This is a genomic window from Microbacterium sp. zg-B96 (assembly GCF_030246865.1).
GTDB lineage: Bacteria > Actinomycetota > Actinomycetes > Actinomycetales > Microbacteriaceae > Microbacterium.
Genome location: NZ_CP126738.1, coordinates 3,176,787 through 3,202,347, shown reverse-complemented (window position 1 = coordinate 3,202,347; position 25,561 = coordinate 3,176,787). Strand labels below are relative to the sequence as shown.

25 protein-coding genes are annotated in these 25,561 nt (G+C 68.4%); 15 read left to right on the top strand and 10 right to left on the bottom strand.

Translation table 11 applies throughout. From position 1 onward, the window contains the following. Window positions 1-16: 16 nt before the first annotated feature. Both QNO11_RS15185 and QNO11_RS15180 read right to left on the bottom strand, forming a co-directional pair. Window positions 17-562 carry a hypothetical protein gene (locus QNO11_RS15185; protein ID WP_257507432.1) on the bottom strand — a complete coding sequence of 182 codons (546 nt, stop codon included), beginning with the start codon at window positions 560-562 and terminating at the stop codon, window positions 17-19. Then, complete coding sequence (locus QNO11_RS15180) at window positions 547-2,160, bottom strand: ABC transporter substrate-binding protein (RefSeq protein WP_257507433.1); 1,614 nt, start codon at window positions 2,158-2,160, stop codon at window positions 547-549. Before QNO11_RS15180 ends, QNO11_RS15185 begins: the two co-directional genes overlap by 16 nt. A gap of 216 nt (window positions 2,161-2,376) precedes the next feature. Here QNO11_RS15180 and QNO11_RS15175 point away from each other — a divergent pair, with 216 nt between their 5' ends. Together QNO11_RS15175 and QNO11_RS15170 are read left to right on the top strand one after the other, a co-directional pair. Continuing rightward, window positions 2,377-3,246 (top strand): nuclear transport factor 2 family protein, encoded by an 870-nt coding sequence (locus QNO11_RS15175; protein ID WP_257507434.1) that lies wholly within the window; start codon window positions 2,377-2,379, stop codon window positions 3,244-3,246. 43 nt (window positions 3,247-3,289) lie between these two features. Then, a complete protein-coding gene (locus QNO11_RS15170; protein WP_257507435.1) occupies window positions 3,290-3,868 on the top strand; it encodes a flavin reductase family protein in 579 nt (192 codons plus the stop codon). 82 nt (window positions 3,869-3,950) lie between these two features. Here QNO11_RS15170 and QNO11_RS15165 read toward each other — a convergent pair whose 3' ends face one another. From QNO11_RS15165 to QNO11_RS15150, 4 genes are read right to left on the bottom strand one after another with little or no spacing between them, the layout of a single operon-like run. Then, on the bottom strand, window positions 3,951-4,955 hold the full coding sequence (locus QNO11_RS15165) for a hypothetical protein (RefSeq protein ID WP_285169464.1): 1,005 nt from the start codon (window positions 4,953-4,955) through the stop codon (window positions 3,951-3,953). A gap of 43 nt (window positions 4,956-4,998) precedes the next feature. After that, window positions 4,999-5,904, bottom strand: coding sequence for an NHL repeat-containing protein (locus QNO11_RS15160; protein ID WP_257507437.1), 906 nt, complete (start codon window positions 5,902-5,904; stop codon window positions 4,999-5,001). Further along, entirely contained in the window at window positions 5,901-6,530 is a 630-nt protein-coding gene (locus QNO11_RS15155; RefSeq protein ID WP_285169461.1) for a COG4315 family predicted lipoprotein, read from the bottom strand. Before QNO11_RS15155 ends, QNO11_RS15160 begins: the two co-directional genes overlap by 4 nt. Window positions 6,531-6,545: 15 nt before the next feature. Beyond that, window positions 6,546-8,345 (bottom strand): peroxidase family protein, encoded by a 1,800-nt coding sequence (locus QNO11_RS15150; protein WP_257507439.1) that lies wholly within the window; start codon window positions 8,343-8,345, stop codon window positions 6,546-6,548. Window positions 8,346-8,548: 203 nt separating this feature from the next. Between QNO11_RS15150 and QNO11_RS15145 the strand changes: the two genes are divergently transcribed. Next, window positions 8,549-9,430 (top strand): virginiamycin B lyase family protein, encoded by an 882-nt coding sequence (locus QNO11_RS15145; RefSeq protein WP_257507440.1) that lies wholly within the window; start codon window positions 8,549-8,551, stop codon window positions 9,428-9,430. 79 nt (window positions 9,431-9,509) lie between these two features. Here the strand turns inward: QNO11_RS15145 and QNO11_RS15140 are convergent, their stop codons facing one another. Further along, the gene (locus QNO11_RS15140; protein ID WP_257507441.1) at window positions 9,510-10,670 is read right to left on the bottom strand and encodes an acyl-CoA dehydrogenase family protein; all 1,161 of its coding nucleotides are present in this window, start codon (window positions 10,668-10,670) and stop codon (window positions 9,510-9,512) included. Window positions 10,671-10,792: 122 nt separating this feature from the next. Here QNO11_RS15140 and QNO11_RS15135 point away from each other — a divergent pair, with 122 nt between their 5' ends. Then, the gene (locus QNO11_RS15135; RefSeq protein ID WP_257507442.1) at window positions 10,793-11,656 is read left to right on the top strand and encodes an NAD(P)H-binding protein; all 864 of its coding nucleotides are present in this window, start codon (window positions 10,793-10,795) and stop codon (window positions 11,654-11,656) included. A 7-nt stretch (window positions 11,657-11,663) separates the two neighbouring features. Here the strand turns inward: QNO11_RS15135 and QNO11_RS15130 are convergent, their stop codons facing one another. Together QNO11_RS15130 and QNO11_RS15125 are read right to left on the bottom strand one after the other, a co-directional pair. Then, the gene (locus tag QNO11_RS15130) at window positions 11,664-12,608 is read right to left on the bottom strand and encodes a fumarylacetoacetate hydrolase family protein (protein WP_257507443.1); all 945 of its coding nucleotides are present in this window, start codon (window positions 12,606-12,608) and stop codon (window positions 11,664-11,666) included. A 3-nt stretch (window positions 12,609-12,611) separates the two neighbouring features. After that, window positions 12,612-12,905, bottom strand: a complete 294-nt coding sequence (locus QNO11_RS15125) for a putative quinol monooxygenase (protein ID WP_257507444.1) — start codon at window positions 12,903-12,905, stop codon at window positions 12,612-12,614. Window positions 12,906-13,125: 220 nt separating this feature from the next. Here QNO11_RS15125 and QNO11_RS15120 point away from each other — a divergent pair, with 220 nt between their 5' ends. The 5 genes from QNO11_RS15120 (at window position 13,126) to QNO11_RS15100 (ending at window position 17,817) form a co-directional block, all read left to right on the top strand. Continuing rightward, a complete protein-coding gene (locus QNO11_RS15120) occupies window positions 13,126-14,400 on the top strand; it encodes an acyl-CoA dehydrogenase family protein (RefSeq protein WP_257507445.1) in 1,275 nt (424 codons plus the stop codon). 119 nt (window positions 14,401-14,519) lie between these two features. Then, window positions 14,520-15,203 (top strand): GntR family transcriptional regulator, encoded by a 684-nt coding sequence (locus tag QNO11_RS15115; RefSeq protein WP_257507446.1) that lies wholly within the window; start codon window positions 14,520-14,522, stop codon window positions 15,201-15,203. Window positions 15,204-15,231: 28 nt separating this feature from the next. Beyond that, window positions 15,232-15,942, top strand: a complete 711-nt coding sequence (locus tag QNO11_RS15110) for a helix-turn-helix domain-containing protein (protein WP_257507447.1) — start codon at window positions 15,232-15,234, stop codon at window positions 15,940-15,942. Window positions 15,943-16,043: 101 nt separating this feature from the next. Next, window positions 16,044-16,919: a VOC family protein gene (locus QNO11_RS15105; protein ID WP_257507448.1), complete on the top strand. Its 876-nt coding sequence runs from the start codon at window positions 16,044-16,046 to the stop codon at window positions 16,917-16,919. A gap of 25 nt (window positions 16,920-16,944) precedes the next feature. After that, on the top strand, window positions 16,945-17,817 hold the full coding sequence (locus QNO11_RS15100) for a fumarylacetoacetate hydrolase family protein (protein WP_257507449.1): 873 nt from the start codon (window positions 16,945-16,947) through the stop codon (window positions 17,815-17,817). Between the two features lie 30 nt (window positions 17,818-17,847). Here the strand turns inward: QNO11_RS15100 and QNO11_RS15095 are convergent, their stop codons facing one another. After that, the gene (locus QNO11_RS15095) at window positions 17,848-18,483 is read right to left on the bottom strand and encodes an NADPH-dependent FMN reductase (protein WP_257507450.1); all 636 of its coding nucleotides are present in this window, start codon (window positions 18,481-18,483) and stop codon (window positions 17,848-17,850) included. A 175-nt stretch (window positions 18,484-18,658) separates the two neighbouring features. On the opposite strand from QNO11_RS15095, the gene QNO11_RS15090 reads away from it, so the two are divergent. From QNO11_RS15090 to QNO11_RS15065, 6 genes are all read left to right on the top strand, one after another. Then, window positions 18,659-19,348, top strand: a complete 690-nt coding sequence (locus QNO11_RS15090; RefSeq protein WP_257507451.1) for a VOC family protein — start codon at window positions 18,659-18,661, stop codon at window positions 19,346-19,348. A 102-nt stretch (window positions 19,349-19,450) separates the two neighbouring features. Then, window positions 19,451-20,200, top strand: coding sequence for a fumarylacetoacetate hydrolase family protein (locus QNO11_RS15085; protein ID WP_257507452.1), 750 nt, complete (start codon window positions 19,451-19,453; stop codon window positions 20,198-20,200). Further along, window positions 20,197-22,170: an acetoacetate--CoA ligase gene (locus QNO11_RS15080; protein ID WP_257507453.1), complete on the top strand. Its 1,974-nt coding sequence runs from the start codon at window positions 20,197-20,199 to the stop codon at window positions 22,168-22,170. Before QNO11_RS15085 ends, QNO11_RS15080 begins: the two co-directional genes overlap by 4 nt. After that, the gene (locus tag QNO11_RS15075; protein ID WP_257507454.1) at window positions 22,167-23,744 is read left to right on the top strand and encodes a bifunctional 3-(3-hydroxy-phenyl)propionate/3-hydroxycinnamic acid hydroxylase; all 1,578 of its coding nucleotides are present in this window, start codon (window positions 22,167-22,169) and stop codon (window positions 23,742-23,744) included. The genes QNO11_RS15080 and QNO11_RS15075 overlap by 4 nt, the downstream gene beginning before the upstream one ends. 2 nt (window positions 23,745-23,746) lie before the next feature. Then, window positions 23,747-24,964 carry an acetyl-CoA C-acetyltransferase gene (locus QNO11_RS15070; RefSeq protein WP_257507455.1) on the top strand — a complete coding sequence of 406 codons (1,218 nt, stop codon included), beginning with the start codon at window positions 23,747-23,749 and terminating at the stop codon, window positions 24,962-24,964. Between the two features lie 91 nt (window positions 24,965-25,055). Continuing rightward, window positions 25,056-25,547 (top strand): MarR family winged helix-turn-helix transcriptional regulator, encoded by a 492-nt coding sequence (locus QNO11_RS15065; protein WP_257507456.1) that lies wholly within the window; start codon window positions 25,056-25,058, stop codon window positions 25,545-25,547. Window positions 25,548-25,561: the final 14 nt, after the last annotated feature.

The following is a 25,561-nucleotide window of genomic DNA, read 5'->3' as shown; positions in this document are numbered from 1 at the left end:
GCTGTCGCGAGCCGTGTCAGCGGGGGGTGGAGCCGGGCGGCGGGGACGCCGCGCTCCAGTGCTCGGTCATGCGCCCGCCGCCCACGCGAAACATCGTGGGGATGTTCTTGCGTCCGCCGTCCGGTGTGACCCTTTCCAGCAAGAGGGCGGCGATGTCGCCCTCGACGACGACCGCCACCGGCATCGGCGGCCACATGTCGATCCCCGCCGCAGCCGCACCCTTGAAGAAGGCGGCCAGGGGCTCACGGCCGTCGGTCAGGTGCGCATCGTGCTGCTTGTACCCCTCGTCGAGGAACTCCTCCAGGAGCGCATCGATGTGGCCGGGGATGTCTCCGGTGGCGACGACCCCCGCCATGCGGCGCTGGAACTCGACGGCGAGGCGCTTGACCTCGCGCACGTCGGGGTCGTCGGCGGCGATGAGTCGTTCGATGAACGATTCGTCGTCGATCCACGTTCGGAAGAACGCCTCGTCGTGGATGGTCGCCAGCGGACCGGCGAAGGAGTAGGGGGCGGAGGCCGCCGGGGATCCGGCGACCTCCGTCTCGTTCAGTTCCCGGACCATGACTCGCCCTCGTTCGGGGAGTACGGGGCCGGCTCTGCGGTGACGTAGCTGGCCGGGACGCCGGTGACGCCGGGCTGGACGACCGTGAGCCGGGGAATCGAGAGCAGGGTGGTGGACCACTGCAGCTCGTCGACGGCGCGGGTGACGTCGGCGAGCGCCTCGTCCTGCTCTTCCGCCGGCGCGGCCGCAACCGCCGCGATGGCGTCCGACACCGATGCCGGGATCTCCTCCGCGTTCGGGTTGAGCGGAGCGACACCGGTCATGCTGCTCGTGACGAGCGTGAAGACGCTCTCGCCGGGTTCGGTGTAGACGTAGGCCTCGAAGCCGCCGCCGCCCAGGATCTTGCCCATCAGGGCGGTGAACGGGTCGTCGTTGCGGTCGAGGGTCACGGCGACGCCGATCTCCCCGAGCGCGCTCTGCAGGGCGAGCCCGATGAGGTTGCCCGGGTCGGCGGCGGACGGAGAGGTAATCGTCAGCTCGAAGCCGTCCGGGTAGCCGGCATCCGCGAGCAGCGCCTTGGCCGCGTCGACGTCATACGGGAAGGGATCTTCGCCCGTGTGTCCTCCGACCCCTGCGGGCGTCGCGGAGCTGGTGGCTGTCGCCATCCCAGCCTGGAGCGAGGTGTTGAGGTCATCGCGCGGAATGGCGTGGGCGATCGCCTGACGCACGCGCACGTCGGCCAGTGGCCCGGTGGTGCGGTTGCCGAAGACGAGCATGGCCGTACCGGAGTCTCCGATGCCGAGCGCGCCCGTGGACAGCTGCATCCCGGCGGTCTCGGCCTGCTGAGCGAGGGGGGCCAGCAGGGACACTGCGTACGTGACCTGGCCGCTCGTGAGGGCGTTCGCGAGCGCTGACGGGTCGCTGAACGGCTTGATGACGATTTCGTCGTACGTCCTCGTCTCGGGGGCGAAGTAGTGCTCGTTCGGAACGAACGTGTACTCGGTGCCGCTCACCGACTTCGCCTGATCGAGAACGTAGGGCCCTGCGCCCATCGTCTCGGTGTTGAGAGCGTCGGGGTCGGCGGCGCCCGCCTCGGAGGTGATCATCGCGAAGGCGCTGTCCTGGTTCACCAGGGCGAACGCGTAGGACTGCGGGACCGCGATCTTGAAGGCGATCTCGACGGTGAATTCATCGGTGGCCGAGACGCCGGCGATCTGGGCGCCGTACTGGGGCAGCTTTGCGGACGGTGTGGTCAGGAATCGGGTCATCGAGGCGACGGCGGCGTCCGCGGTGACGGCGGTGCCATCGCTGAACTTCGCGTCGTCCCGGAGCGTGAAGGAGAGTGCCTTCGAGTCTGGGGCGAGCTCCCACGACTCCGCCAGGTACCCGCCGAACTCGCCGTCCGCGGTCTGGAAGAGCGGCGTCGCGTACGCGAACGTGTTGTAGGTCGGCAGGTTGGAGAAGATGGGGTCGAACTTGCCGACGTCCTGCGTCAGGCCGATCGTCAGCGTCCCGCCTTCCTCACCCTCGCCCGCCGGGTCGGCCGGGTCGGAACCCGCGCAGCCCGCCAGCGCCAGGGCTGCGGCCGCTACAAGGGCGGTGAGACCGATGCGGCGCCGTGGCGGTGAGCCCGGGATCGCTCGATGCTGTGACTTCATTGTCTGCTCCAAACGGTGTCATGGCGGCCGCCGGTGCCCGATCCGACTCTGGTTCGGGCGGCAGCGCAAGTGTACTGTACCGAATCGTTCTCCTCAGTGGGAGGCTTTTCCAATGTCAATTCGGCCGCGGTTTACCACGTATCTATGTGCAACTCCGTTGCTAGGAGATTGCGTGAGCATAGCGTACGCTTTCGTACAGTTTACAAAGGGGTGAAGATGACCGACAGTGCGGACCAGCTCGCGGCCAACAAGCAGGTCGTGCTCGACTACTTCCGCGACGTCGTCGCGGCGTTCGACGTACGCCCGCTCGAACATTTCATCGCGCGGGACTTCGTGCTGCACGGTGCCGACGATCTCGTGGGAATCGACGCATTCGAGCAGATCCTGTTGCGCGATTTCGCCGGCCATCCGCCGCTGGACCCCGCCGACGTCAAGATGCTGCCGCCCGCCTTCGTGCTCGCCGAGGGTGACCTGGTGACCATCGCGTTCTACATGCCGATGGCCGAACCGGATGAGGCGGGTGCCGCCTACGACTACTACGGCTTCAACACGTACCGGATCACGGACGGCAAAATCGCCGAACGGTGGACGAACGAGCACCGCTATGCGCGGCCGCAGTTCCTCCCCGAAATGGCACTCGGCAATCCAGCCACCGGGCCGGAACACGTCGGCGGCACCGACCTCGAGGCCAACAAAGCGCTGGTCGCGGGCTTCTACGCGGAGGTCTTCGGTCCGCTGAACGCGGAGGCGGTGAAGGATTTCGTCACCGACGACTACCTCCAGCACGTGAAGCACATGCCGCAGGGCCGGCGCGGGCTCGAGGCGTTCGTCGAGAGCCTGGCAGCTCAGGCTCCGCCCCCGCCCGCCCCCGCCGAGGACGGGGCGCCGCCGGTCGCGCCCGCCCCCGACGTCCTGCACGCCGAGGGGGACATGGTCGTCATCGCGGCCGGTCTGCCGCAGCCTCTGCGCGATGGCTCTGGCGGCACGTGGAACTACTTCGCGTACGACGCCTACCGCGTGCGCGACGGAAAGCTCGCGGAGCACTGGAGCGGTATCGACAAGCACGCACGCCCTGAGCATGGCTGAGGCCATGTCTGACGGGCGCGTGCTGAGGGAGCAAGAAATCGATATGAGCACTGCGAACGCGCACGCCGCCAGCGTCAGCGGATCCCCTCGCCCTGGCGGTGAGACCGTTGCGCTGCCGGGCGGCGTGTCGCCCGAGGAGTTCAAGCTGGCTTTCCGCAATCACCCCGCCGGTGTCGCGGTGATCACCGCCGACGCGGGCCAGGGCCCAGCAGGTCTGACCGCAACGAGCGTCTTCTCGATCAGTGCTGAACCGCCGCTGCTGATCTTCTCCCTGTCGACACTGTCCTCAAGTACGCCCACCATCGTGGCTGCAGACACCGTCGTCGTCCATCTTCTGGGGGCAAGGCAGCATATGGCCGCCAAACGCTTCGCGACGAGCGGGATCGACCGCTTCGCCGACGTCTCCACGTGGGGCCGACTGCCCGGCGGCGAGCCCTACCTGCTGGATGCCGCAGTCCTACTGCGCGGTCGGATCATCGACCGCTTGGATGCCGGGAGCTCGACCGTCGTCGTCGTGCACGTGCTGGACACGCACGTCGGGCAGGCGGCTGATGAGCCGCCGCTGGTCTATCACAACCGCACATGGCACCAGCTGGACGGGAGCTCCGCGCTGACGGTCTGACCGGCCGACAACGAAGGGGGCGGTGGTCCGGAGTCATCCGGACCACCGCCCCCTTCGTCGCGTGAGGGGCCGGGCCTTCAGGTCACCAGACGATGAGACCCCCGGGCCCGTCGGCGCCGGTGATGAAGCTCTGATTAACCTCGGTGCCGTCGAGGTGCGCGCGGCCGATGGTGCCGTTGTTGTTGGACCAGTAGATGTACCGTCCGTCGACGGCGACGCCGCCCGGGAAGTCAGCCCCGGTGATGAAGCTGTAGTCCCCCTCCGTGCCGTCCAGGTTCGCCCGGCTGATGGTGTTCTGCTGCATGTTCGACCAGTAGATGTAGTTGTCGTCCACTGTCAGGCCCACCGGTAGGGGTGAGAGTACGGCGCCGCTTTGGCTGCCGGTGTTGATCATGAAGTTCTCGTCTATCTCGGTGCCGTCGATGTTCGCCCGCCCGATCTGACTCGCGACGTTCGACCAGTAGATGTGACGGTCGTCGACTGCAATCGCATTCGGCATCCGGATGCCGGCCGAGAACTTCATGAATTCCTCGTCGATCCGCGAACCGTCCAACCTGGCGCGACCGACTGAGAGCGTGCCGTTGTTGGCCCAATAGATGTACTCATCGTCGACGGCGACACCGACGGCGAAGTAGACCCCCTCGGCGATGAAGGAGTGGTTCGCCTCCGTGCCGTCCAGCTTGGCCCGCCCGATCGTGTTGCTGAAGATGTCGGTCCAGTAGATGTACTCCCCCTGAGCGGCCATACCACTGGGATAGTCGATGCCGTCGATCAGACTCTGGTCGGCGCCGCTCCCGTCGATGTTCGCCCAGCCGATGGTCTCAGCTGTGGCCATCAGCGCGTCCCCCTTGGCGATGCCGTTGTTCGCCCAGTAGATGTGGGTCGGCTCGTGCGGCTCGCTTTCGGGGCCGGGGCCGGGGGCGGGCGTGGCGGTCGGCGTGCTGTCGGTGGCCGTCGGCGCAGCGGTTCTGCCGGGGTCCGCGGCGGCGCCACCGCATCCCGAGAGGAGCGCGATCAACAGCGCCGAGGCGCCGATCATGAGTGATCGCCGCCTCGCCAGGTGGGTGGTCCCCGTGGAAGATCTCATTTACGCTCCTTCATCCCGTCTCCTGCAGCATCGCTCGCCGGCCTCACCGGACGGCGAGGCCGGCTGGGGCGTCTGCGCCCTCGATGAAGCTCTGGTTGGCCTGTGAACCATCGAGCTTCGCCCGGCCGATCGTGTCGTTGTTGTTGGCCCAGTAGATGTGTTCATCGTCGAGGGCGATGCCAGCGGGGAACGTCGCACCGGTGATGAAAGCGACGTCCGGCTCGGTTCCGTCGATGTTCGCCCGACCGATGGTGTTCTCCTGCTGATTCGACCAGTAGATGAATTCACCGTCGACGGCGAGCCCGATGGGGATGGGTGACAGGATCTGTTCGCTCTGGGTGCGGGCATCCACGATGAACTCCTCGTCGATTCCGCTGCCATCGAGGTTGGCCCGCCCGATCGCGTTTACCCAGTTGGTCCAGTAGATGTAGTCGCCATCCACGGCGATGCCGTTGGGCACCTGAATCCCCTTGATGAAGAAGCCGTCGACCTCTGAGCCGTCGATGTTCGCCCGGCCGATCGAGTTCGTGCCGTTGTTCGACCAGTACACATGCTCGCCGTCCACGGCGATGCCGTTGGGCAGGCGGACGCCGTCGGTGATGAACTCCGGGTCGGCCACGCTGCCGTCCAGCTTGGCGCGTCCGATGCCGCCCTGTTCGATGTCGGTCCAGTAGACGTAGTCGCCGTGGACGGCGACCCCCGTCGGGAACGTGACGTCGCTGATCAGCTCCTGGTTCGTCTCGGTGCCGTCGATGGCCGCCACCCCGATCGTGTGGGCGGTCGCCGACAGGGGCTCATTCTCGTGGATCCCGTTGTTGGCCCAGTACAGGTGCGTCGGCCCATCGTCGGCGCCGCCCCCCGCGGCCGCACCGCACGCGGTGAGCAGCAGGATGACCAGGGTGGAGGCGCCGACAGCGGCTGCGCGGGTGAGGGTGCGCGGGGTGGTCACGGCGCAGCGATGCCCTCGGTCGACAGGGGCGTCCCGTCGGCACCGATGGCCGCCCACACTCCACCGCCGAAGTTGCTGGCCAGACCATGACCGCCCGCGATACCGGGGTTGTTGTCGCCGCCGAAGGTGTACAGCGGACGGTCGTCGAGGGTCAGGTGGTCGAGGTTGTCGTGATTCCAGACCCCGACGGTCGCGGTGACGCCCTCCCCGAGCTTGAGCTCGGGCGCGCCGGTCAGCACAGGCGGCCAGAAACCCAGGCAGTCCAGAGCGTTGCACGCGGGATCCTCGGTGCTGTCCTCCGTGAGCAGGTATACGACATTCCCCTCGAAGTCCACCAGCACCTCGGCCTCGCTGCCATCCTTGAGCGCGACCGTCGCGGTCTGCAACACGGTGGCGTCCGCGGGTGGCGCAGTCGGCGGCGCCGCCGGGGCGCCCTGCGGGGCGTCGGCGCCGTCGGGGGGTTCGACGCCCTCGGGGGGTTCGACGCCCTCGGGCGGTGTCCCCGCCGGTGTCTCAACGGGGGCGGTGGACTCGTTCTCGGGCGCCGCCGGGCTGCTGCACGCGGCGGTGCCCAGAACGAGGCCGGAGGCCAGCAGCACGGGCACTATCAGGCGGTGGATTCTCATCGTCATGCTCTCCTGTCAGCGGTACAGACCGGGCTCGACGACCCCGGCGTAGTAGAGGAAGTTGGCGTGGGTGTACTCGTGACTGCCGCCCATGGTGGCCACCCGGTTCGGGCCGTACTCCAGGTCCGCACCGAGGAACGGGGTGAAACCGGGCTGCTGATTGAGGTAGCAGCGGCCGTCGTCGCGCATGATGCCGATGAGTGTCTCGGTCACGATGCGTGCGCCGACGGGACCGAGGGTCAGACCGCCGGCGGCCACCTTGGCCTCGGCCATCTCGTAGTACCACATGGGGGTCTTGGTCGCGAAGGGCTCGTAGACGCTGCCGATCTCCTCGAGGTCGGCCTTGGTGAGGGCATCGACCCCCATCTCGCGCGCGACGGCCTGCCCGGGAGGCAGGGCCCACGTGAGTACGCGCAGGAGGTCACGCTGCGTCAGCATGCTGAACTCGGTCTCCAGCCCTCCGGGGATGGCCGGACCGGGCAGCGTGAACAGCACGCTCGTGATCTTGGGCGTGATGCGCCGGTTGTGCACGACCTGACCGTCGCCGAAGTCGAAGAACGACTGCCACCCGAGGTACCGCCGCGGTGCCGGATACCCGCCGAGCATGTCGTCACGGTCGAAGGTGTTGTTGTCGAAGCGCGTGGTCGGAATGGCTGCATTGAATCCGAGCCCGTAGAAGGGGGCCTTCGCCGGGTCGGCGCTGGCGCCTGTACCGCTGGAGAAGTTGGCTCGGTAGGCGGCGTCGGCCTGGCTGTGACCGAACTTGAACGAGGCCGAGTTGAACTCGATCGGCATGAAGGCGTTTCCCGCCGGCGGCTTGTAATAGCGGTTGCCGTTCGCGAGCACATCGTCGACGACGGCCTGCCCGACGACCTGCGGCAGGTACTCGTTGATGATCAGCCAGTGGTAGTGCCAGAGGATGACCTCCTTGGCCACCAGGTGACGTTCGTTCACGTTGGTGAGGTCTGCGTCGCGTGCGGTGGAGTAGGGCTTGAGGTCGATCTCCGACAGGTCGTCCAGAACGCGGTTGTACGCCATCATGTATGCCGCCATGAGGCCCTCGAGCGTCAACGTCTGGGTGTTGCGGCCGTCCGGGGCGAGGGTCTCGTAGGAGCCGTCGGACTTGGAGGTGAAAGGCACTGTCTCGTAGACGCCGCCGGTGCCGATCTTGACCTTGCCATCGGACTCGTACAACCTGCGGGATGTGCCGGGGCCACCGCCGAAGACCGCGTCGAGGTCGAGTGACGGTGTCCGCTCGTTGGGCGTGAGCAGCGGGTTGGCCGGAGCCCCCAGCACCGAGGTCGCGTCGAACGTGATGTCGTGCGTGATGAACTGGCCGAAGAATGTCGTCCCGACCGTCTGCGTCGGGTTGAAAGGGTTGCGTCCGAAGGTGTCCGTCGCCGTGGGAGTGCCGTTCACGGCGGGGTCGAAGAGCAGGCGCTCGGGGGCGACGGTGAGGTCGTCCATGGCGTCCATGATGCCGCCGCGCTTGCCGACCTCCATCAGCGCCTGCCGAACGATGTCGTCAGGGTGTGCGAACGGTTCGGTGCGCAGTGAGGGGAACATGATGCCGAATTTTCCGGCGTTCTGCGGGATCCCCTTCGATGCTGACGCCGCGAGGGTCTGCGAGGGCGTCGGCGCCGGTACGGGGGTGCCGCCGCCCTGCCCCGAGATGGCGGCGGCGATGCCGGCCCCGCCGGCGACCAGGCCCGCCCCGGTCACGCCGAGCACCTTCAGGAAGTTGCGGCGGGAGGAGCCTGCACCCGATTGTGCGTTCTGCTCCGGCGCAGCGTCTGCCCGCTCTCCAGAAGTCATTCGGATCCTCCTTGACCCTTCGCCCGCCAATCGAGCACTGTACGGTACCGTATAGTACAGATCCCAGAAATGCGATATTGAGGTTCCTGGAGATTTTAGTACCGTACTGTACAGTTCACGCGAGCACGAAGGAGTGCGTCGCCGGGTTCTGTCCGCACGAGGGCGTGCCGGCGTCCGGTCAAGTGAGACGAAGGAGCAAGAGCATGGGGTTTTCCCTTCACGAGCACCGAAGGATGCGGCGCATCGTCGCCGCCGGGCTGGCTGTCGGTCTCGCCGCCGTGCTGGCATCGTGCAGCGCCGGCGGCGGAGGCGGCCAGATCTTCTGGACGAACAGCGGCACCGAGGTCGGTGTCCCCAACCGGGACGAGGGGATCAACTCCATCGGGGCCGCCAACCTGGACGGCAGTGAGTCGAACCCCGAGTTCATCACCGGGGCGAGCTTCCCGATCGGCGTGGCCACAGACGGCGAATACCTCTACTGGAGCAACGGAGATCAGAACACGATCGGCCGCGCGACGCTCGACGGCTCGGAGGTCGACCAGCAGTTCCTCGCCGAGCTGAGTTCGCCCGCCGGCCTGGCGATTCACGGTGACTACCTCTACTGGAGCAACGCCAGCCACAACACGATCGGACGATCGAGCCTCGACGGCTCCGATGTGAACGACGCCTTCCTCAGTGGCGCTGACTTTCCCAACGCGATCGCCGTCGACGACGACTTCGTCTACTGGGCCAACAACGGCGACAACACCATCGGCCGATCCAACCTCGACGGCTCCGACCCGGACCAGGCTTTCATGACCGGTGTCGTCACGCCGGCGGGCCTGACGGTGACGGATGAACACCTGTACTGGACCAGCCGCAGCGACGGCACGGTCGGCCGGGCGAACCTGGATGGCAGCGAGCCGGAGCCGGACATCATCTCCGGCGCGAACACGCCCGCGGGCGTCGCGGTGACCGACTCGTACCTCTACTGGACCAGCAGCGACGGCACCGTCGGCCGCGCGAACCTCGACGGGAGTGACGCCGACCCCGACTTCTTGACGGGGGCTCAGGGCCCGGGCGCGCTCATCGTCTGGCAGGGGTGACCCCGCTGCTTCATCTGCGGTGAGGAGGGCCACCCGGAGTCGTTCCGGGTGGCCCTCCTCACTCTGCAGAGACGACGGCTCAGGAGGGGCCGCCGGGACCGCCGAAGAGCGCAACGCCCTGGCGGGTCCACGCGCTGTCGTTGAGCGTCGCGTGCTGGGCGATCGTATAGATGTCGCGTAGCCGACGCTGCAGCGATGAGTCGCTGTAGATGCCGCGGGCGCCGTAGGTGCGGAAGCACATCCCGACCACGTCGATGCAGGTGTCGATCACTGAAGCGTTCGCGGCGGAAGCCTCGGTCATGAGACCGATGAAGTCCTGCTCCGGGTTCTCCCGCAGGGAGAGGGCGCTTGCGCGGATCAAGGCCCGAGCGGCGCGCAGTTCGGTGTGCGCGCGGCCGATGCGGTGCTGGGCGACGGCGTCATCCGCGATGCGGGTACGGGCCATCACGCGTTGACGACCGGCGGCGGAGTCGGCGACGTCGTTCAGCGCCCCCTGTGCGACGCCGATGGCGATGGAGGCGAGTTCGAAGCCGAACTCGATGAGCGGGTACCGCGTGATGCCGGGGATGCAGGGTTCTGCGCCCAGCCCGAAGGTGAACTCCTCCGGCACGAACACATCCTGCAGGGTGAAGTCGTTGCTACCCGTGCCGCGCATGCCCAGCGTGTGCCAGGTGTCGATGATCTCGGCGTCCGCGCGGGGCACCAGCATGGCACGGGTCGCCGGCTGGCCGGGCGGACCGTCCGGTCCACCCGGCCGCGGCTGCCCACCCTGCGTGACCACGCAGTTCGCGAACAGGAAGTCCCAGTTGTCGCAGCCGCTGGCGAACCCCCAGCGTCCGGTGACGCGGTAGCCGCCGTCGACGACCTCTGCCTGCCCCTGCGGACCGAAGGCGCCCCCGACGGTGATGTCGGAGCCCTCGGCGTAGATCCGCTCGAACGTTGCGCGCGGCAGCCAGGAGAGCACCGCGGGGCTCTGGATGCCGATCGAGGTGGCCCAGGCGACCGACCCGTCGACCGCGGCCAGGGTCTCGATGACGTCGAGCACCTCATCCGAACTCGCCTGCAGTCCGCCGTGGCTGGACGGCAGCAGCAGCCGGTACATCCCCGCGTCACGGAGCGTCTTATGCAAGTCGGCCGGAATCCGGCGGAGCCGCTCGATCTCCTCGATCCGCTCACGGATCTCGCCGACCACGTCCTCCATCGCCGTTCGCACGCCGTGTGGTGCCCCGATCGTCGTCATGATTCCTCGCTTCTCATTCGCGCGTCCTCGCACGAGTCGGTCGCTTTGGCGGCGTTCCGATGTGGGACTAAACGTACTGTACGGTACTGTTCTTGTGTTGTCAGCAGACGGAGGGAGATCGAGTGAAGGTGCTCATCACGGGGGCGTCCGGACACCTGGGGCGCGCGGTGGCCGGCCTTCTGCTGGAGCGGCTGGCGCCGGCGGACGTGGTCCTGGGTACCCGGAGCCCCGACGCTCTCACGGACTTCATGGCGCGCGGTGCCGAGGTGCGCGAACTCGACCTGGACCGCCCGGAGACCCTGCCGGGCGCGTTCCTGGGTGTCGATCGCGTCCTCCTGATCTCCACGGACGCGTTGGGTCGCCGCGGGGTGCAGCATCAGGCCGCAATCGATGCCGCGACGCGCGCCGGTGCGACCTTCATCGCCTATACCTCCTTCCCCGTTCTGGGGTCCGGAGACGTCATCTCCGCAGATCACGCGGCCACGGAACAATCTCTCAAGGACGGTCCGCTGGAGTGGTGCATTCTGCGGAACTTCCCCTATGCCGAAGGCGAGACGCGCGCGTTGGCGGAGGCCGTCGCGCGCGGCGAGCTGGTCTCGAACACGGGGGCCGGGCGCACGGCGTTCGTCTCCCGGGCGGACTGCGCGGCGGTGGCAGCGGCGGTGCTGACCACGAGCGGTCACGCCGGTCAGGTGTATGACGTCACCGGCCCTGCAGCGCTGGATGCGCAGGACCGCGCGCGCCTCTTCTCCGAGGTCAGCAGCCGGCCGGTCCCCGTGCGCCATGTCGATGACGAGACCTTGGCTCGGGAGCTCGCCGCGGCCGGCGGCGCGCCGTTCCCGGTCGCGCTGGCCATGGTCTCGGGCATCGGGGGCGCCACCCGGGAGGGAGCTTTCGCGACCGTCAGTGGAGTCGTCTCGCGGTTGACCGGCCGCGAGGCGACCCCGCTGCGCACCGTCCTGGTGAGCGCGCAGGCAGCTGGCTGACGGGGCGCTAGGCACCCATCCGCCGCGCTGCCGGTGCCCGATGGCCCGGACTGGCCGTCGTGACGATCCGGTTCTCGATCGTGCCGAGACCCGCAACGGTCATCGTCACGACGTCGCCCACCTGGAGCGGTGGCGGCGTCTGCTCGCCTCGCCGACTCCACCACTCGGCGAGGGCGCCGCCTCCGACCGTTCCGGTAGCGAGCACATCACCGGCACCCACCCAGGCGTCGCGCGAGGCGTGCACGAGCAGCTCGGGGAAGCTCCAGGCCAGGGTGGCGAGGCTGTCGCCGCCGACCAACTGGCCGTTGACGCTCACCTGCATGGTCAAGTCGTAGCGATCCGCGGTACGCCATTGCTCCAGTTCGTCCGGGGTCGTGATCCACGGACCCAGGGTGTGGGCGAAATCCTTGCCCTTGCTCGGGCCGAGGCCGACCTGCATCTCGCGGCGCTGGACGTCTCGGGCCGACCAGTCGTTGAAAACGGCGTAGCCGACGATGAGCGATTCCGCCTCGTCCAGTGCAGCGTCGCGCACGCGGGTGCCGACGATCGCGGCCACCTCGAGCTCGAAGTCCAAGGCCGTAGTAAATGGCGGCATGGGGATGTCGCCGAACGGCGCGGTGAGCGCGTGCGGGTTCATGAACAGGAACACCGGCGCCTCGTACCAGGCGTCCGGCACTCCCGCCGCACCGCCGCCGACCGTGGCGTTCACACCTTCGACGTGCCTCTCGAAAGCGACGAAGTCCCGCATGGCAGGCGGGTCGATGGGGGCAACGAGGGCGGCTCGGTCGAGCGGGACCGCCTCGCCAGCCTGGGCAGACAGCTCCTCGCGGGCGTCGGCGGGAAGATTCAGGATGTCGAGCACGTCCGAGCCGACCGGAAGCGGTCGGAGCGTGTCTGCTTCGACGAGGGCGACGCGGATCGCGCCGCCCTCGCGATACCGGGCAACGCGCATCGCTCAGTAATCCAGGGTCTCGTAGAACTCCCGCTGGCGCGTCTCCAGGGCGGGGATCGCCTGCCCGAGGGCCCACGTCTTGAAGTGGTCGTACTCGGCGTGCGCCTTGAAGGCCGCCTCGTCGGTATAGACCTCGAAGATGCGGAACACGTTCGGCTCCGCCGGGTCCTGGTACGGCTGGTAGTAGAGATTGCCCGCCTCCGTGCGGCTGGCCGGCGCAAGCTGTTCCAGGGCCGCGCTCACGGTCTCGGCCTCGCCGTCCTTGGCGGTCCACGTCGCGCTGCAGATGAATGCCATGTCTCGTTCTCCTTCTCATTCGGCGGTCCCGGCGGCGGGACCCCTCGCCCATCCAATACGAGCCGGTGACGGGGACCAGGGGTTACTTCCGATAATCGGAAGCCGTCGGCAGGCACTGATTGCCGTCACATTACCGGTACTGTACAGTTCAGTACGGCGACGCGCCTTCCCGGCTGCGACAGCGCTGTCGAGTCGCCCGCAACGAGAGAGAGCGTCGCCCGTGTTCGACACCGTGGACCACACCCCACCCGCCCAAGGCACTGATCGATTCCTCACCGACGAAGGCCGGCGCATCGCCGCCGCGGTCGCGGAGCTTCGTCCGCGGATCCAGGCCGCCGCGCAGGCTGCCGAGCAAGCCAGAAAGCTGCCGGACGACCTCATTGAGGCTCTCGCCGACACCGGCCTCACGCGCGCGGTGGTGCCCATCGAGTACGGCGGGCTCGCCCTCGGCGCCCGTGACGTCGCCGAGATCGCGATGGAACTCGGTCGCGCCGACGCCGCCGCCGGTTGGGTGTTCATGGTTTCCGGCGGTGCCCGCATGATCTCCACCTTCCCCGAGGAGTTGGTCGACGACCTGTACCGCGAAGTGGACACCTGGAAGGGGCCGATCGCAGCAGGCGGCTCCACGTTTGCGGCTGTCACCGGTGAGGGGCGGCGGGTGGAGGGCGGCTGGATGGTCACGGGCAAATGGACCTTCGTCAGCGGCAACCACAGCGCTGCCCGGATCTTCGGCGGCATGCACTGGGTGGACGGTGAGCGGGAGGGACACGGTCTCGTCATGTTCGACCCCGGGCAGCTCGAGCGCCTCGATGACTGGGCGGTCGCGGGCATGTCAGCGTCCGACAGCAACAGCATGCGCGCCGTCGATGAGGTGTTCGTGCCCGACCACCGATTCGTGGACATGGCCGACCTTCCCCGGCATATGGACTCCGCCCACCAGCGATACGGGGGTCTGGCCTACCAGGCGAAGATGCGGGCCTCAATGCTCACGGTCTCGATCATCACGATCGGGATCGTGGCCGGCCTGGCCAGAGGATCCTTCGACGCCTTCGTGAAGCAGACTGGAAAGAAGCCGTTCAGCCCGCCCTACGCGTCGGTCGCCGAGATGGCGACATCACAGGTGACGGCAGCCAAAGCACGCGCCGCGATCGAGATCGCCGAGACCATGCTCGTGAAATACGCCGACCTGATCGATGCGCACGCGGTTGCCGGCACGGACTTCAGCGGACCCGAGGAGTCGCAAGCAAGCGTGGAACTCGCCTACGTCGGCCAGCAGTGCCACGACGCGATTCAGAGCATGGCCCGCATCATCGGATCTTCGGCATACGCGCTGTCCAACCCGATCCAGCGCTACCTCCGCGACGCTGCGGTGATCCTGTCCCATGGCGCGATGCGCCTCGAGTCGCTCGCCGAGATCTCCGGGCGCCAGCTGCTCGGCCAGCCGCCGTTCGACATGTTCGCTGCCGGCCTGCAGAACAAGGCGCCGGGCAAGTGACGGCGGGCCGCGCTGCCGGCTCCCGGCCGCCTCGTCGGCGCGGGGGGTCACCGCCGCTGGGAGACGCACGCGCTTCCGAATAGCGGAATTCACCCCGGTTCCCTCGCTAGGATGATCCGATGAGGTCTCTCGGCACCGGCGAGGGGGCGGTCGCGGAGGTCGTCGCCGTCATCCGCACAGCGATCGTCAGCGGGCGGCTGGCTCCCGGTAGTGAAATCGCTCTGGCCGAGCTCTCCGAGCAGCTCGATGTCGCGATGACGACCACTCGCGACGCGCTGACGCGCCTCGCCGATCAGCGCCTCGTCATCGAGTCCAGCGACTTCCAGTTCCGCGTTGCGCAGGCGTCCCGCGCAGAGCTCGCCGAACTCACCGAGTTGCGTCAAATCGTCGAAGGCGCTGCCGTGCGGCTGTCGGTGGAGCGCGGCGACTCCGGGTGGGTGCAGCGGGTCCGGGAGAGCTACTCCGCCCTTGCCGCGGTGGAGCGCGTCTCGAATCGCCCCGGGACGCAGGAGGACTGGCGGGCCGCGCACACGGCCTTCCACGAGGCGCTCTGCGCCGATGCGCACAACGCGCGCCTGACCGCGCTGGCGGCGATCCTGCGGGATGAAGCCGAGATCTACCGTCAGCTGTCCGACTCCGCGTCGACGCCCGAGCGTCGCGTCGAGGTCGCGGGCGAGCACCGGCGTCTGATGGAGCTCGCCGTCGCTGGGCGGGGCGACGAGGCGAGAGATCTACTCCACACGCACTTGGCCGGCACGAGGGATGCCGTCATCGGCTCCGTGTGGCCGGACGACAGGCCATGAGGGCGGCCAGGGTGCCGAGGGTGCGCTGATGTCGGTCATCGAACGCAGCGTTCAGATCATGGACGAGCTGGCGACCGCCGGAGCGCCGGTGATGCTGACGGATCTGAGTGCCCGCACCGGGCTGCCGCTGACCACAGTGCACCGGTTGTGCGCCCAGCTTCTGGCGGAACAGCTCATCGAACGCGGCGAGGGTGGCGGGTTGATGATCGGTACGCGCACGTGGGTGCTTGGTCGCAGGCATGCACGGACGGAGCGGACCCGTTTTGTCGCGGGGAGGTTCCTGCACGATCTGCACGAGGTCACCAGAGGGACGGTGGACCTCGTCCTCTTGGATGGCGAGCGCTTGCGCGTGGTCGAACGCTTGAGCGGGCTGACCCACACCCGCGCCGACTGGCGGAGCCTCCCGGAGGGCGTGCCCCTGCACCGTACGAGCGCGGGGGTCGCCATCCTCGCCGCGCGCTCCGATCACAGCGTGGCGGAGCTCCGCCGCGCGGCAGGGCCGGAAGAGGCGGCCGACGTCGACGCCGCGATCCGTGACGCGCGCGCGGGCCGCGTGGTCCGGCGTGCGGACCCTCTGGACGGGCGGCGTGTGACTCTGGCCGCCGCAATCCGCACCAGAGGCGAGGTCGACAGTGCCCTGGTCCTCACCGTCGACGGCGACCGGGCCGCCCGCGTGCAGGCGCCCTCGGTACTCGTCACGGCTCGCCGCATAACGGCGGCGCTGGCCGCCGAGGGATAGGACATCGGATGACGGATTCCGGATACCGGAATCCGTCATCGCCCTCCCGTCCGCCGCTCGCTACGTTGACTTCGGCTCACAACAGCGGGAGGACCGGCACCATGACCATCGGATCGATTTCCGAGATCGGCTACGTCTCGCTGGGGACGCGCGATTTGCGCGCCTCAATCGAGAACGCGGAGAACATCCTCGGCCTCACTCCCGTGGAGATCACGGGGACCAAGGCGTACTTCGGTTCCGGCACGGGCACGCGCGACCTGGTCTACACGGTCTCCGATATCGATGGTGCCGACCACTTCGGTCTCATCGCACCCACCCTCGACGAGCTCCACGCCATCCGAGCCAAGGTCGACCGGGCCGGCTACCGGGTCGTCGCCGATCAGCCGTATGAGGACTACATCGAGGCAGGGTTCGCGTTCGTGGGGCCCGAGGGCTTCACGTTCCACGTGCATCTGGGCCCCACCCGCTGGGCTGTCCGCGCCGGCGGGTTCGGCCCCGACCGTCTCGGCCATATCACCGTCCGCACGCAGCACACTGTCGCCTTCGCGAAGTTTCTGGTCGACGTCTTCGACTTCCGTGTCTCCGACCGGATCGGTGTGTCTGCGGGGTTCTTCCTGCGCTGCAACCCCGATCACCACGGGATCGCTCTCATCGAGAGCACCTGGAGCGGACTGCACCACCACGCCTGGGAGACACAGTCGATCGCCGACATCGGCCGCCTGGGCGATCGCCTCGCCCGTGCGGGCTCCCGCCTCGTGTGGGGCCCGGTGCGCCACGGCGCCGGCCATAACATCGCGGCCTACTACGAAGAGCCCAACGGCGCGATCATCGAGCTCTACACCGATCTCGAGCGTATCTACGACAAGGAGCGCCCCGAGATCGTCTGGGACCCGGAGGATCAGTACTGGCTGAACCAGTGGGACGGCAACATGCCCGTTCGCATGACCACCGCCGGCTGCCCGCTGTTCGACCGCTGATCACCCCCCGACAAGGAAGACCCGCATGCGCATCGCCAATCTCGACTCCCGCGCCGTACTGAAGACCGACGACGGGTGGCTCGACATCGAACGCAGCAGCGGCGGCCGCTTCCCGGCGGACATCCAGGCCCTCTACGAGCGGTGGGCGGAGTTCACCGCCTGGACCGAGGATGCCACCGGCCATGCTGTCGACGTCTCCGCCGACGCCGTCTGGGGCGCGCCGACACCTCGGCCGGCGCAGGTCTTCGCCATCGGCCTCAACTATCAGTCGCACGTCGACGAGAGCCCGGTGGGCGTGTCGCCGGTGCCGGCGGTGTTCACCAAGTTCCCGTCCAGTGTCATCGGGCCCTACGCCGAGGTCGTGCTGCCAGACGGCGGCAACACCGATTGGGAGGCGGAGGTCGTCGTCGTGATCGGCGCAGCGGCCCGCAACGTGAGCGCCGCCGATGCGTGGCGGTACGTCGCCGGGCTCACGATCGGACAGGATCTGTCCGAGCGGATCTTGCAACTCGGTGCGCATCCCCCGCAGTTCAGTCTCGGGAAGTCGTTCCCCGGCTTCAGCCCGATGGGGCCAGAGTTGGTCAGCGTCGACGAATTCGACAACCCCGATGACCTCGGCTTCGGGTGTGCGATCGACGGTGAGGTGATGCAGGACGGGCGCACCCGGAATCTGATCTTCTCCATCCCGACGCTCATCGAGCACTTGTCCGGCGTCCTGAAGCTCTCCCCGGGTGACATCATCTTCACCGGCACGCCCGGTGGTGTCGGCAACGCGCGCGAGCCCAAGCGGTTCCTTCAGCCCGGCGAGGTGCTCACCACGTGGGTAGAGGGCATCGGAGAGATGCGGAACACATTTCGGCCTGAGCGCGCACCGCGGGGCCCCGCCTTCGAGCGCTGAGCGTCGAAGGCGAGGCCCCGTGGGATCCGTTCAGACGCCGACGGGTGCGGGAATCTGACCCGGCTTCGGAGCGCCGGGCGGCAGCTCCATGCGTCGCTCGGGCACCTGCGCCTGCAGGGGGAGCAGCGCCTCCGTCCAGCGCAGCACCTCGTCGAGGTGGAACGGCAGGGTGTCGGCGACGATCGGAGTCGGGTTGAACACGCCGTCCTTCACAAGGGGAGCGACGAAGGGGATGCAGACGTTGTCGCCGATGGGCACCATGCGCAGTGTCGTGACGATCTGCTTGAGCACCTGGACACCCCGCAGGCCGGCTGCGATCCCGCCGTAGCTGACGAATCCGACCGGCTTGTACGCCCACTCCCAGAAAAGATAGGAGATCGCGTTGAGCAGGCTCGCCGGTGGCCCGTAGTTGTACTCCGGGGTCACGAACAGGAACGCGTCGGCGGAGGCCACGAGTCGGCTCCACTCCTTCGTGTGATCGCGCAGATACTGCCCCATGCGCGGATGATTCGGCTCATCCAGCATGGGCAGGTCGAGTTGCGCCAGGTCCGCGACCGTGACGTTGAAGCCGCCGTGCTCGCGGGCGCCCTGGGCGGCCCAGTCGCCGATGGCGCCCCCGACGCGCCCTGGTCTGGTGCTGGCGATGATGACGAGCAGTTCAGGCATAGTGATCTCCGATCGTGGATCTAGGTGCGTACGGTACTGTACGGTGTCGTTCGGTGAGTGGCAAATGCTCCGGTGTGACGACGACCCATGCGGACCGTCCGACTCGGGCAAGACGTTGCCGACCTGATCCCGGCGATAGCCGCGGTCACCGCTGACGATTGAACTGAGGACACCCATGAGCACCGAGACATCCGTCTACGCCACGTCGCCCAAACCTCGCCCGATCCGCGTGCCCAAACTGCACCACGCCACGTTCATGACCCTCGAGATCGACCCCATGGTCCGGTTCTACGAGGCGGTGTGCGGCTTGCAGCCCGTCTTCTACTCGCAGGATGCTGCCTGGCTGACCAACGACGAGGCCAACCACCGCATCGCGCTGCTGCGCATTCCCGGTACGAAGGCGCCGGTGGACAAGCCGCACACCGCGGGGCTTCACCACACCGCGTTCGAGTACCCCGACTTCGACCAGTGGCTCGACAACTACGTGCGACTGCGCGACATGAACATCGTCCCGGCCTTCTCCATGGATCACGGCATGACCATGTCCATCTACTACAACGACCCCGATGGCAACGGCATCGAGATCCAGGTCGACAACTTCCACGACTGGGGCAAGTCGACCGAGTGGATGTGGGCGTCACGCGAATTCTCAGAAGATCAGCTCGGGCCGCAGTTCGACCCGGACAAACTGGTCGAGGCCCGTGCCGCCGGGCTGGACCACGACGAGATCCACCGCCGCGCCTACGCCGGCGAGTACCGCCCAGCCGTCGAAGTGCCCAACCCCGCCTTCCCCGAGGTGTGGGCCGACCGCATTGCGGCCAACCCGGCGCTCGCCGCCGGCGTGCCGTTCCCGACGGGGGCCTGACCTATGCGGATCGCAAATCTCCGCGGCCGGGCTGCCCTCATCACAGACACGGGCGCCCTGGACATTGCAACTGCCTCCGACGGGCGGTTCGGCCCCGACCCGATGAGCGTCTACGAGAACTGGAGTTCCTTCGTCGACTGGGCGGACGCAGAGCCCGCCGGCGACCGGACTCCCTGGGCCGAGTCAGACCTCGGGGTGCCGGTGCCCCGGCCGCCGCAGGTGCTCGCCATCGGTGCGAATTACAAGGATCACGCGGAGGAGGCCGGCATCCCCGCCCCCGACGATCTCATCGTGTTCACGAAGTTCGTCTCCTCCCTGGCGGCCCCCAATGCGACGGTGTCGCTGACCGGCGACGACGTCGACTACGAGACGGAGATCGTCGTCGTGATCGGACGCGGAGGACACCGCATCCCCCGCCAGGATGCGTGGGACCATGTCGCCGGCATCGCCGTCGGCCAGGACTACAGCGACCGCGCCGTCCAACTCCGTCCTCCCGTTCCGCAGTTCTCGCTCGGCAAGTCGTACCCGAACTTCGGCCCCTTCGGGCCGTACGTCGTGACGCCTGACGAGTTCCTCGACCGTGACGCCATCAGCTTCTCGGCCTCGCTCCAGCGAGGGCAGGAGAGGATCGCGCTGCAGACCGGTGACACGGCGCAGATGTTCTTCCCGATCGCGGAGACGGTCCACCGCCTCTCGCAGATCGTCACCCTTCTGCCGGGTGACATTCTGTTCACCGGCACCCCGGCCGGTGTCGGCAAGGCGCGGGGGCTCATGCTGCGCCCCGGCGACCGGCTGACGACTGTCCTGGACGGCTTCGGCTCGTTCACCAACGAGTTCCTCGCCGCGTCATGAGTGACCGTGCCGTTCCCGGGGTAGTCCCGGCGCCCGCACCCGAGATCGCCTGGCAGCCGACCCCCGAGAGCATCGGGTCGGGCCGGCTGTGGGCGTTCAGCGAGTGGCTCCGGGAGCGGCACGGGCTCACCCTTCGTGAGTACCCCGCCCTCTGGGAATGGTCGGTCACGGACCTCGGCACGTTCTGGGACGCCGTGCGCGAGTTCTTCGGCATGGTCGGAGACGGGCTGACAGCCCCCGCCCTTGCGGAGGAGCGGATGCCGGGTGCCGTGTGGTATCCGCATGCAGCGGTCAACTACGCGGAGAACGTCCTGCGGCACGCGACGGAGCGCCCCGACGATACCGCGCTCGTCCACGTCGAGGAGGACTTGACCGTCCAGGAGTGGTCGTGGCGTGAGCTGGCCGGGCGCGTCGGCGCCTTCCAGCAGCGGCTGCGTGCCGCCGACGTGCAGCCGGGCGACCGAGTCGGCGCGACGCTCCCGAACATCCCCGAGACGCTCGTCGCGATGCTCGCGACCGTCGGCCTCGGAGCGATCTGGTCGGTCTCCTCGCCCGACCTCGCGGTCACGGCGACCGTGGACCGGCTGCGACCGTTGACACCGAAGGTGCTCATCGGGGTCCGCGGATACACCTTCAAGGGTGACTGGTTCGACACCTCCGCGGCTCTGGCCGAGATCGGCGAAGCCTTGCCGGGGACCACCGTCCTCGTGGTCGATGACGCCGCCGGCGACCTGGTGGAGCCGACGTTTCATCGCGTGCCCTTCGACGCGCCGCTGTGGGTGCTGTTCTCCTCCGGTACGACCGGCGCCCCCAAGGGGATCGTGCACGGTCACGGGGGCATGATGCTGGAGGCGTACAAGGGGATCGGGCTGCACTACGGCTTGGGCGCGGGTCACCGGTACTTCACGGCGGCCAACACCTCCTGGATGGTGTGGAACACGTTGGGCAATACCCTCCTCACGGGTGCGTCCGTGGTCACCTATGCCGGCGCCCTGACGTGGCCACGCCTCGATCGGCAGTTCGAGATCGTCGCTGTGTCGAGGGCCACGATGATGTCGACCGGCGCGGCCTACCTCGGTGTGCTCGAGCAGTCCGGGCTGCGCCCCGGCGACGACTGGGATCTCTCGGCGCTGACCGAGATCATGTCCACGGGATCGGTGCTCGCGCCGTCCACCTGGCGCTGGGTGCTCGACGCGGTCGCACCGGGCGTTCACCTGCACAGCGACTCCGGCGGTACGGATATCTGCAGCGGCTTCATCGGCGGAAACCCTTGGCAGCCGGCCATCGTCGGCGAGTCCCAGGGGCCGACGCTCGGCCATGCGATCGATGTGCGCCGCGAGGACGGCACATCCGCCGGCGTCGGCGAGGTGGGCGAGATGACGATCACCAAGCCCACTCCCTCGATGCCCGTTGCGTTCTGGAACGATCCCGACGGCGCCCTTTACCGCGCCGCCTACTTCGAGCAGGACCCCAGCGTGTGGACACAAGGCGACTGGATCCGCCGTACGGCGCACGGCGGCATCGTCGTCGAGGGCCGAAGCGACGCCACGCTCAACCGCGACGGCGTGCGGCTGGGCTCGGCCGACATATACGCCGCGCTCCAGACCATCCCGGGGCTGCGCGCAGCGGTGGTGCTGGGAGTGGAGCTGCCTGCTGGAGGCTACTGGATGCCGCTGTTCGTGGAGCTCGCCGACGGCGCGGTGCTCGACGAGGAACTGGAGGCGCAGATCCGTGCCGGCATCCGTGCCCGCGCCTCGGCGCGCCATGTGCCCGACATCATCGAGGCGGCACCCGCGATTCCGATGACGCACGCCGGCAAGCGGATCGAGATCCCGCTGAAGAAGCTCTTCCTGGGATACCCACCCGAGCGAGCGGTCAACCGCGGCGCCCTGGTCGACCCGGGCGCTCTCGACTGGTTCGTCACCCGGGCCGACGCCTTCATCGAAGACGAAGGGGTCGATCGGAAATGACGGACGTCGACGTCCTCGTCGTCGGGCAGGGGGTCGTGGGGCAGTTCGCCTCCCTGCTGCTGGCGCGTCACGGACATCGGGTGCTGGCGGTCGAGCGACACGCACAGCCCTACGCACTGCCTCGTGCCGTCCACTACGACCCCGACGTGAATCGGATGCTCGCGGGACTCGGCATCGGAGCCGAAGAGCAGGCCACCTTCAGCGAGCCGGCCGCGAGCTATGACTGGTTGAATGCCGACGGGCGACTGCTGCTGAGCTTCCCCGCCCCGCTCGATGGGGAGCAGGGCTGGCCGGAATCGACGATGTTCTCCCAGGCCGACCTCGAGGCGTCCCTGCGCCGGCAGCAGGGGAGAATCCCGACGCTCGAGACGCGGTGGGGAACTTCACTCACGGCGATCTCGCAGGACGGTGACCGTGTGACGGCCACGCTGGTCGGCCCCGACGGCACCGCCGAGGTCCGGGCTTCCTATGTGATCGGGTGCGACGGCGCGAACTCGACGGTCCGCGACCTCGTGGGGATCCAGATCCAGGACCTGGACTTCAGCTCGGACTGGCTGGTCATGGACCTGAAGATGCCACCGCGGGTGTGGACCCCGGAGAACGGGCAGATCTGCGATCCGAAGCGTCCGAGGTCGTCCGTGTCGGGCGGGCCCGGCCGCCGGCGCTTCGAATTCATGCTCATGCCGGGGGAGGATGCCGCGACCTTCAGCACGGAGGAGAACGCGTGGCGCCTCGTCGAGCCCTGGGGGGTCGACCCCGCCCACGCGGAGCTCGAGCGCCTCGCGATGTACACGTTCCACGCTCACTGCGCGACGACGTGGCACGTGGGTCGGGTGTTCATCGCCGGCGACGCCGCGCACCGGATGCCCCCGTTCTTCGGTCGCGGAATGGTCTCCGGTGCCCGTGATGCGATGAACCTGACCTGGAAGATCGACCTCGTGATGCGGGGGCTGGCCGACGAGCACCTGCTGGACACGTACAGCACCGAGCGGCACGCTCACGTGCAGTACGCATTGGGCATGTCCATAGAGCTCGGCCGGGTCATCTGCGAGACCGACCCGGAGAAGGTCGCGGCGCGCGACGCGCACCTCCTTGCCCGCGGTCCGCTGCCGTGGAACGCCCTGCCGCCGATGCCTCCGGAGATGCTCGGCCCCGGGTTCTTCCCCGGTGGCGAGGCCGGTGCCGACCCCGTGGCGGCGCGCGGCGGACAGCAGCATCCGCTCCTCGGACCCGACGACCGCGTCGCCCTCCTGGATGAGGTGGCCTTCGCCGAGTTCACCATTCTCGTCGACCGCCGTCGGCTGAGTGCCGAGGACGCGGCGGCGATCCGATCGGCCACGCCCGCCGGACTGCCGGCCAAGATCATCGAGGTCGAGCCGGTCGATGCGCAGCGGCCCACCGTGCATTCCGGTGTCGACGTCACCGGGCGCTACGGGGCGTTGTTCGACGCCATCGACCGCGCCGTGATCGTGTACCGCCCGGACTTCCACGGCTACGGCTCGGCCGTGTCGCTCGACGAAGCACTCACGCTGGTCGGCGGGCTGTCCGCCTCAGGATCCCTACAGAAAGGCTGACCATGAACTTCGCCGACGACGACGCGCTGATCGTCTCCATCGCCCGCACGCCGATCGGACGGGCCCGCAGAGGGGGGCTCATCGACGTGCGCGGGGACGAGCTGGCCCGGCAGGTGCTCAGCGCCGTCCTCGACCGAGTGCCCGAAGCGGCGGGCGACGACATCGACGACCTGATGCTCGGCACCGCCGGCCCCGATGGCGAGCAGGGGTTCAACATGGCGCGCGTGGTGGCGACGCTGCTGGGCCGCGACTCGCTGCCGGGCACGACGGTCAACCGTTTCTGCGCCTCGTCCATCCAGACCACGCGGATGGCCTTCCACGCGATCAAGGCGGGTGAGGGCGACGCCTTCCTCGTCGGCGGGACCGAGTCGACGTCTCGCGCTCAGCCTCCGGCTTCCGCCGGCAACCCCGCATTCGACGCGGCAGCCGAGCGCACGCGCCAGGCGATGCTCACAGACGCAGGCTGGCACGATCCTCGGGAGGACGGCCGGATGCCGGATGCGTACATCCAGATGGGGCATACCGCCGAGTACGTCGCGCGGGTGACGGGCGTGACCCGGACCGAGCAGGATGCGTTCGCGCTGCGCTCGCAGCAGCGGGCGGCACAGTCGCAGGCGGACGGCTTCTTCGCCCGCGAGATCGTGCCGGTGGTACGTCCGGACGGCTCGGTCTTCGAGGCCGACGACTCCCTGCGCCGCGGCACCACAGCCGAAGGCCTCGCGGCGCTCGAGCCGATCTTCTCGCCGGCCGGCACGATCACCGCGGGCAACGCCTGCCCGCTCAACGACGGTGCTTCGGGCGCGCTCGTGGTGTCGGGTCGATACGCGAAGGAGAAGGGGATCACCCCCCTGGCGCGTGTCGTCTCCACCGCTGTGACCGGGCTGAGCCCCGAGATCATGGGTCTCGGTCCGGTCGAGTCGTCGCGCCGCGCGCTCGCCCGTGCCGGCCTGCAGACGGGGGACATGGACATCGTCGAGATCAATGAGGCGTTCGCCGTCCAGGTCGTCGCCAGCGCGCGCGAGTTGGGGCTCGACCTCGAGGAGCAGGTGAATCCCTTCGGTGGGTCGATCGCGATCGGCCACCCCTTCGGGGCGACCGGCGTCCGGCTGATCGGCACGTTGCTCAACGGCCTGCGCACGCGCGACCAGACCCTCGGCATGGCAACGCTCTGCGTCGGCGGTGGCCAGGGCATGGCCGTGGTCCTCGAGCGACTGTCCTGAGGAGTGCCCCCACTCCACGGCCGACGAAACTCCCATTGTTGAGGAAGTCAATAATTTGAGGGATCCAGGTTCGGACCTTTAGCATTCAGTCATGTCCTCCGCCTCGCCGTCGCCGTCCGAGCTGCGATCATCCGCCGGCTCAGAGCGACTGTGGGCCACCGCAGCGGGGGGCGACACCGCATTCCTGCTGGCGCGCGCGAACGCCCGTTCCGTGGCCAGTGCCAATCGCGCGCTGGCCGAGTACGAGTTGAAGGTGCGCTCCTACTCGGTGCTCTCGCTGGTCGCCGACGATGCGCGGCCGACCCAGCGCGAGCTGTCGGAGTTCCTGCGGCTGGATCCGAGCCAGATCGTGGCGCTCGTGGACGATCTTGAGTCGCGTGGGCTCGCACGCCGCGAGCCCGACCCGAACGACCGGCGGGCGAACGTCGTGGTGGCAACGCCGGCGGGCCGGGAACTGCACCGTCGCGCCCGCGCTGCCGTCGAGGCGGCGGAGGTCGATACGTTCGGCACCCTCGCCCCGGACGACCGCGAGCGGCTGACGGCGCTGCTGCGCAGTCTCGCCGTCGACCCCGTCACCGTTTAGGCGGCCGGGGCGCC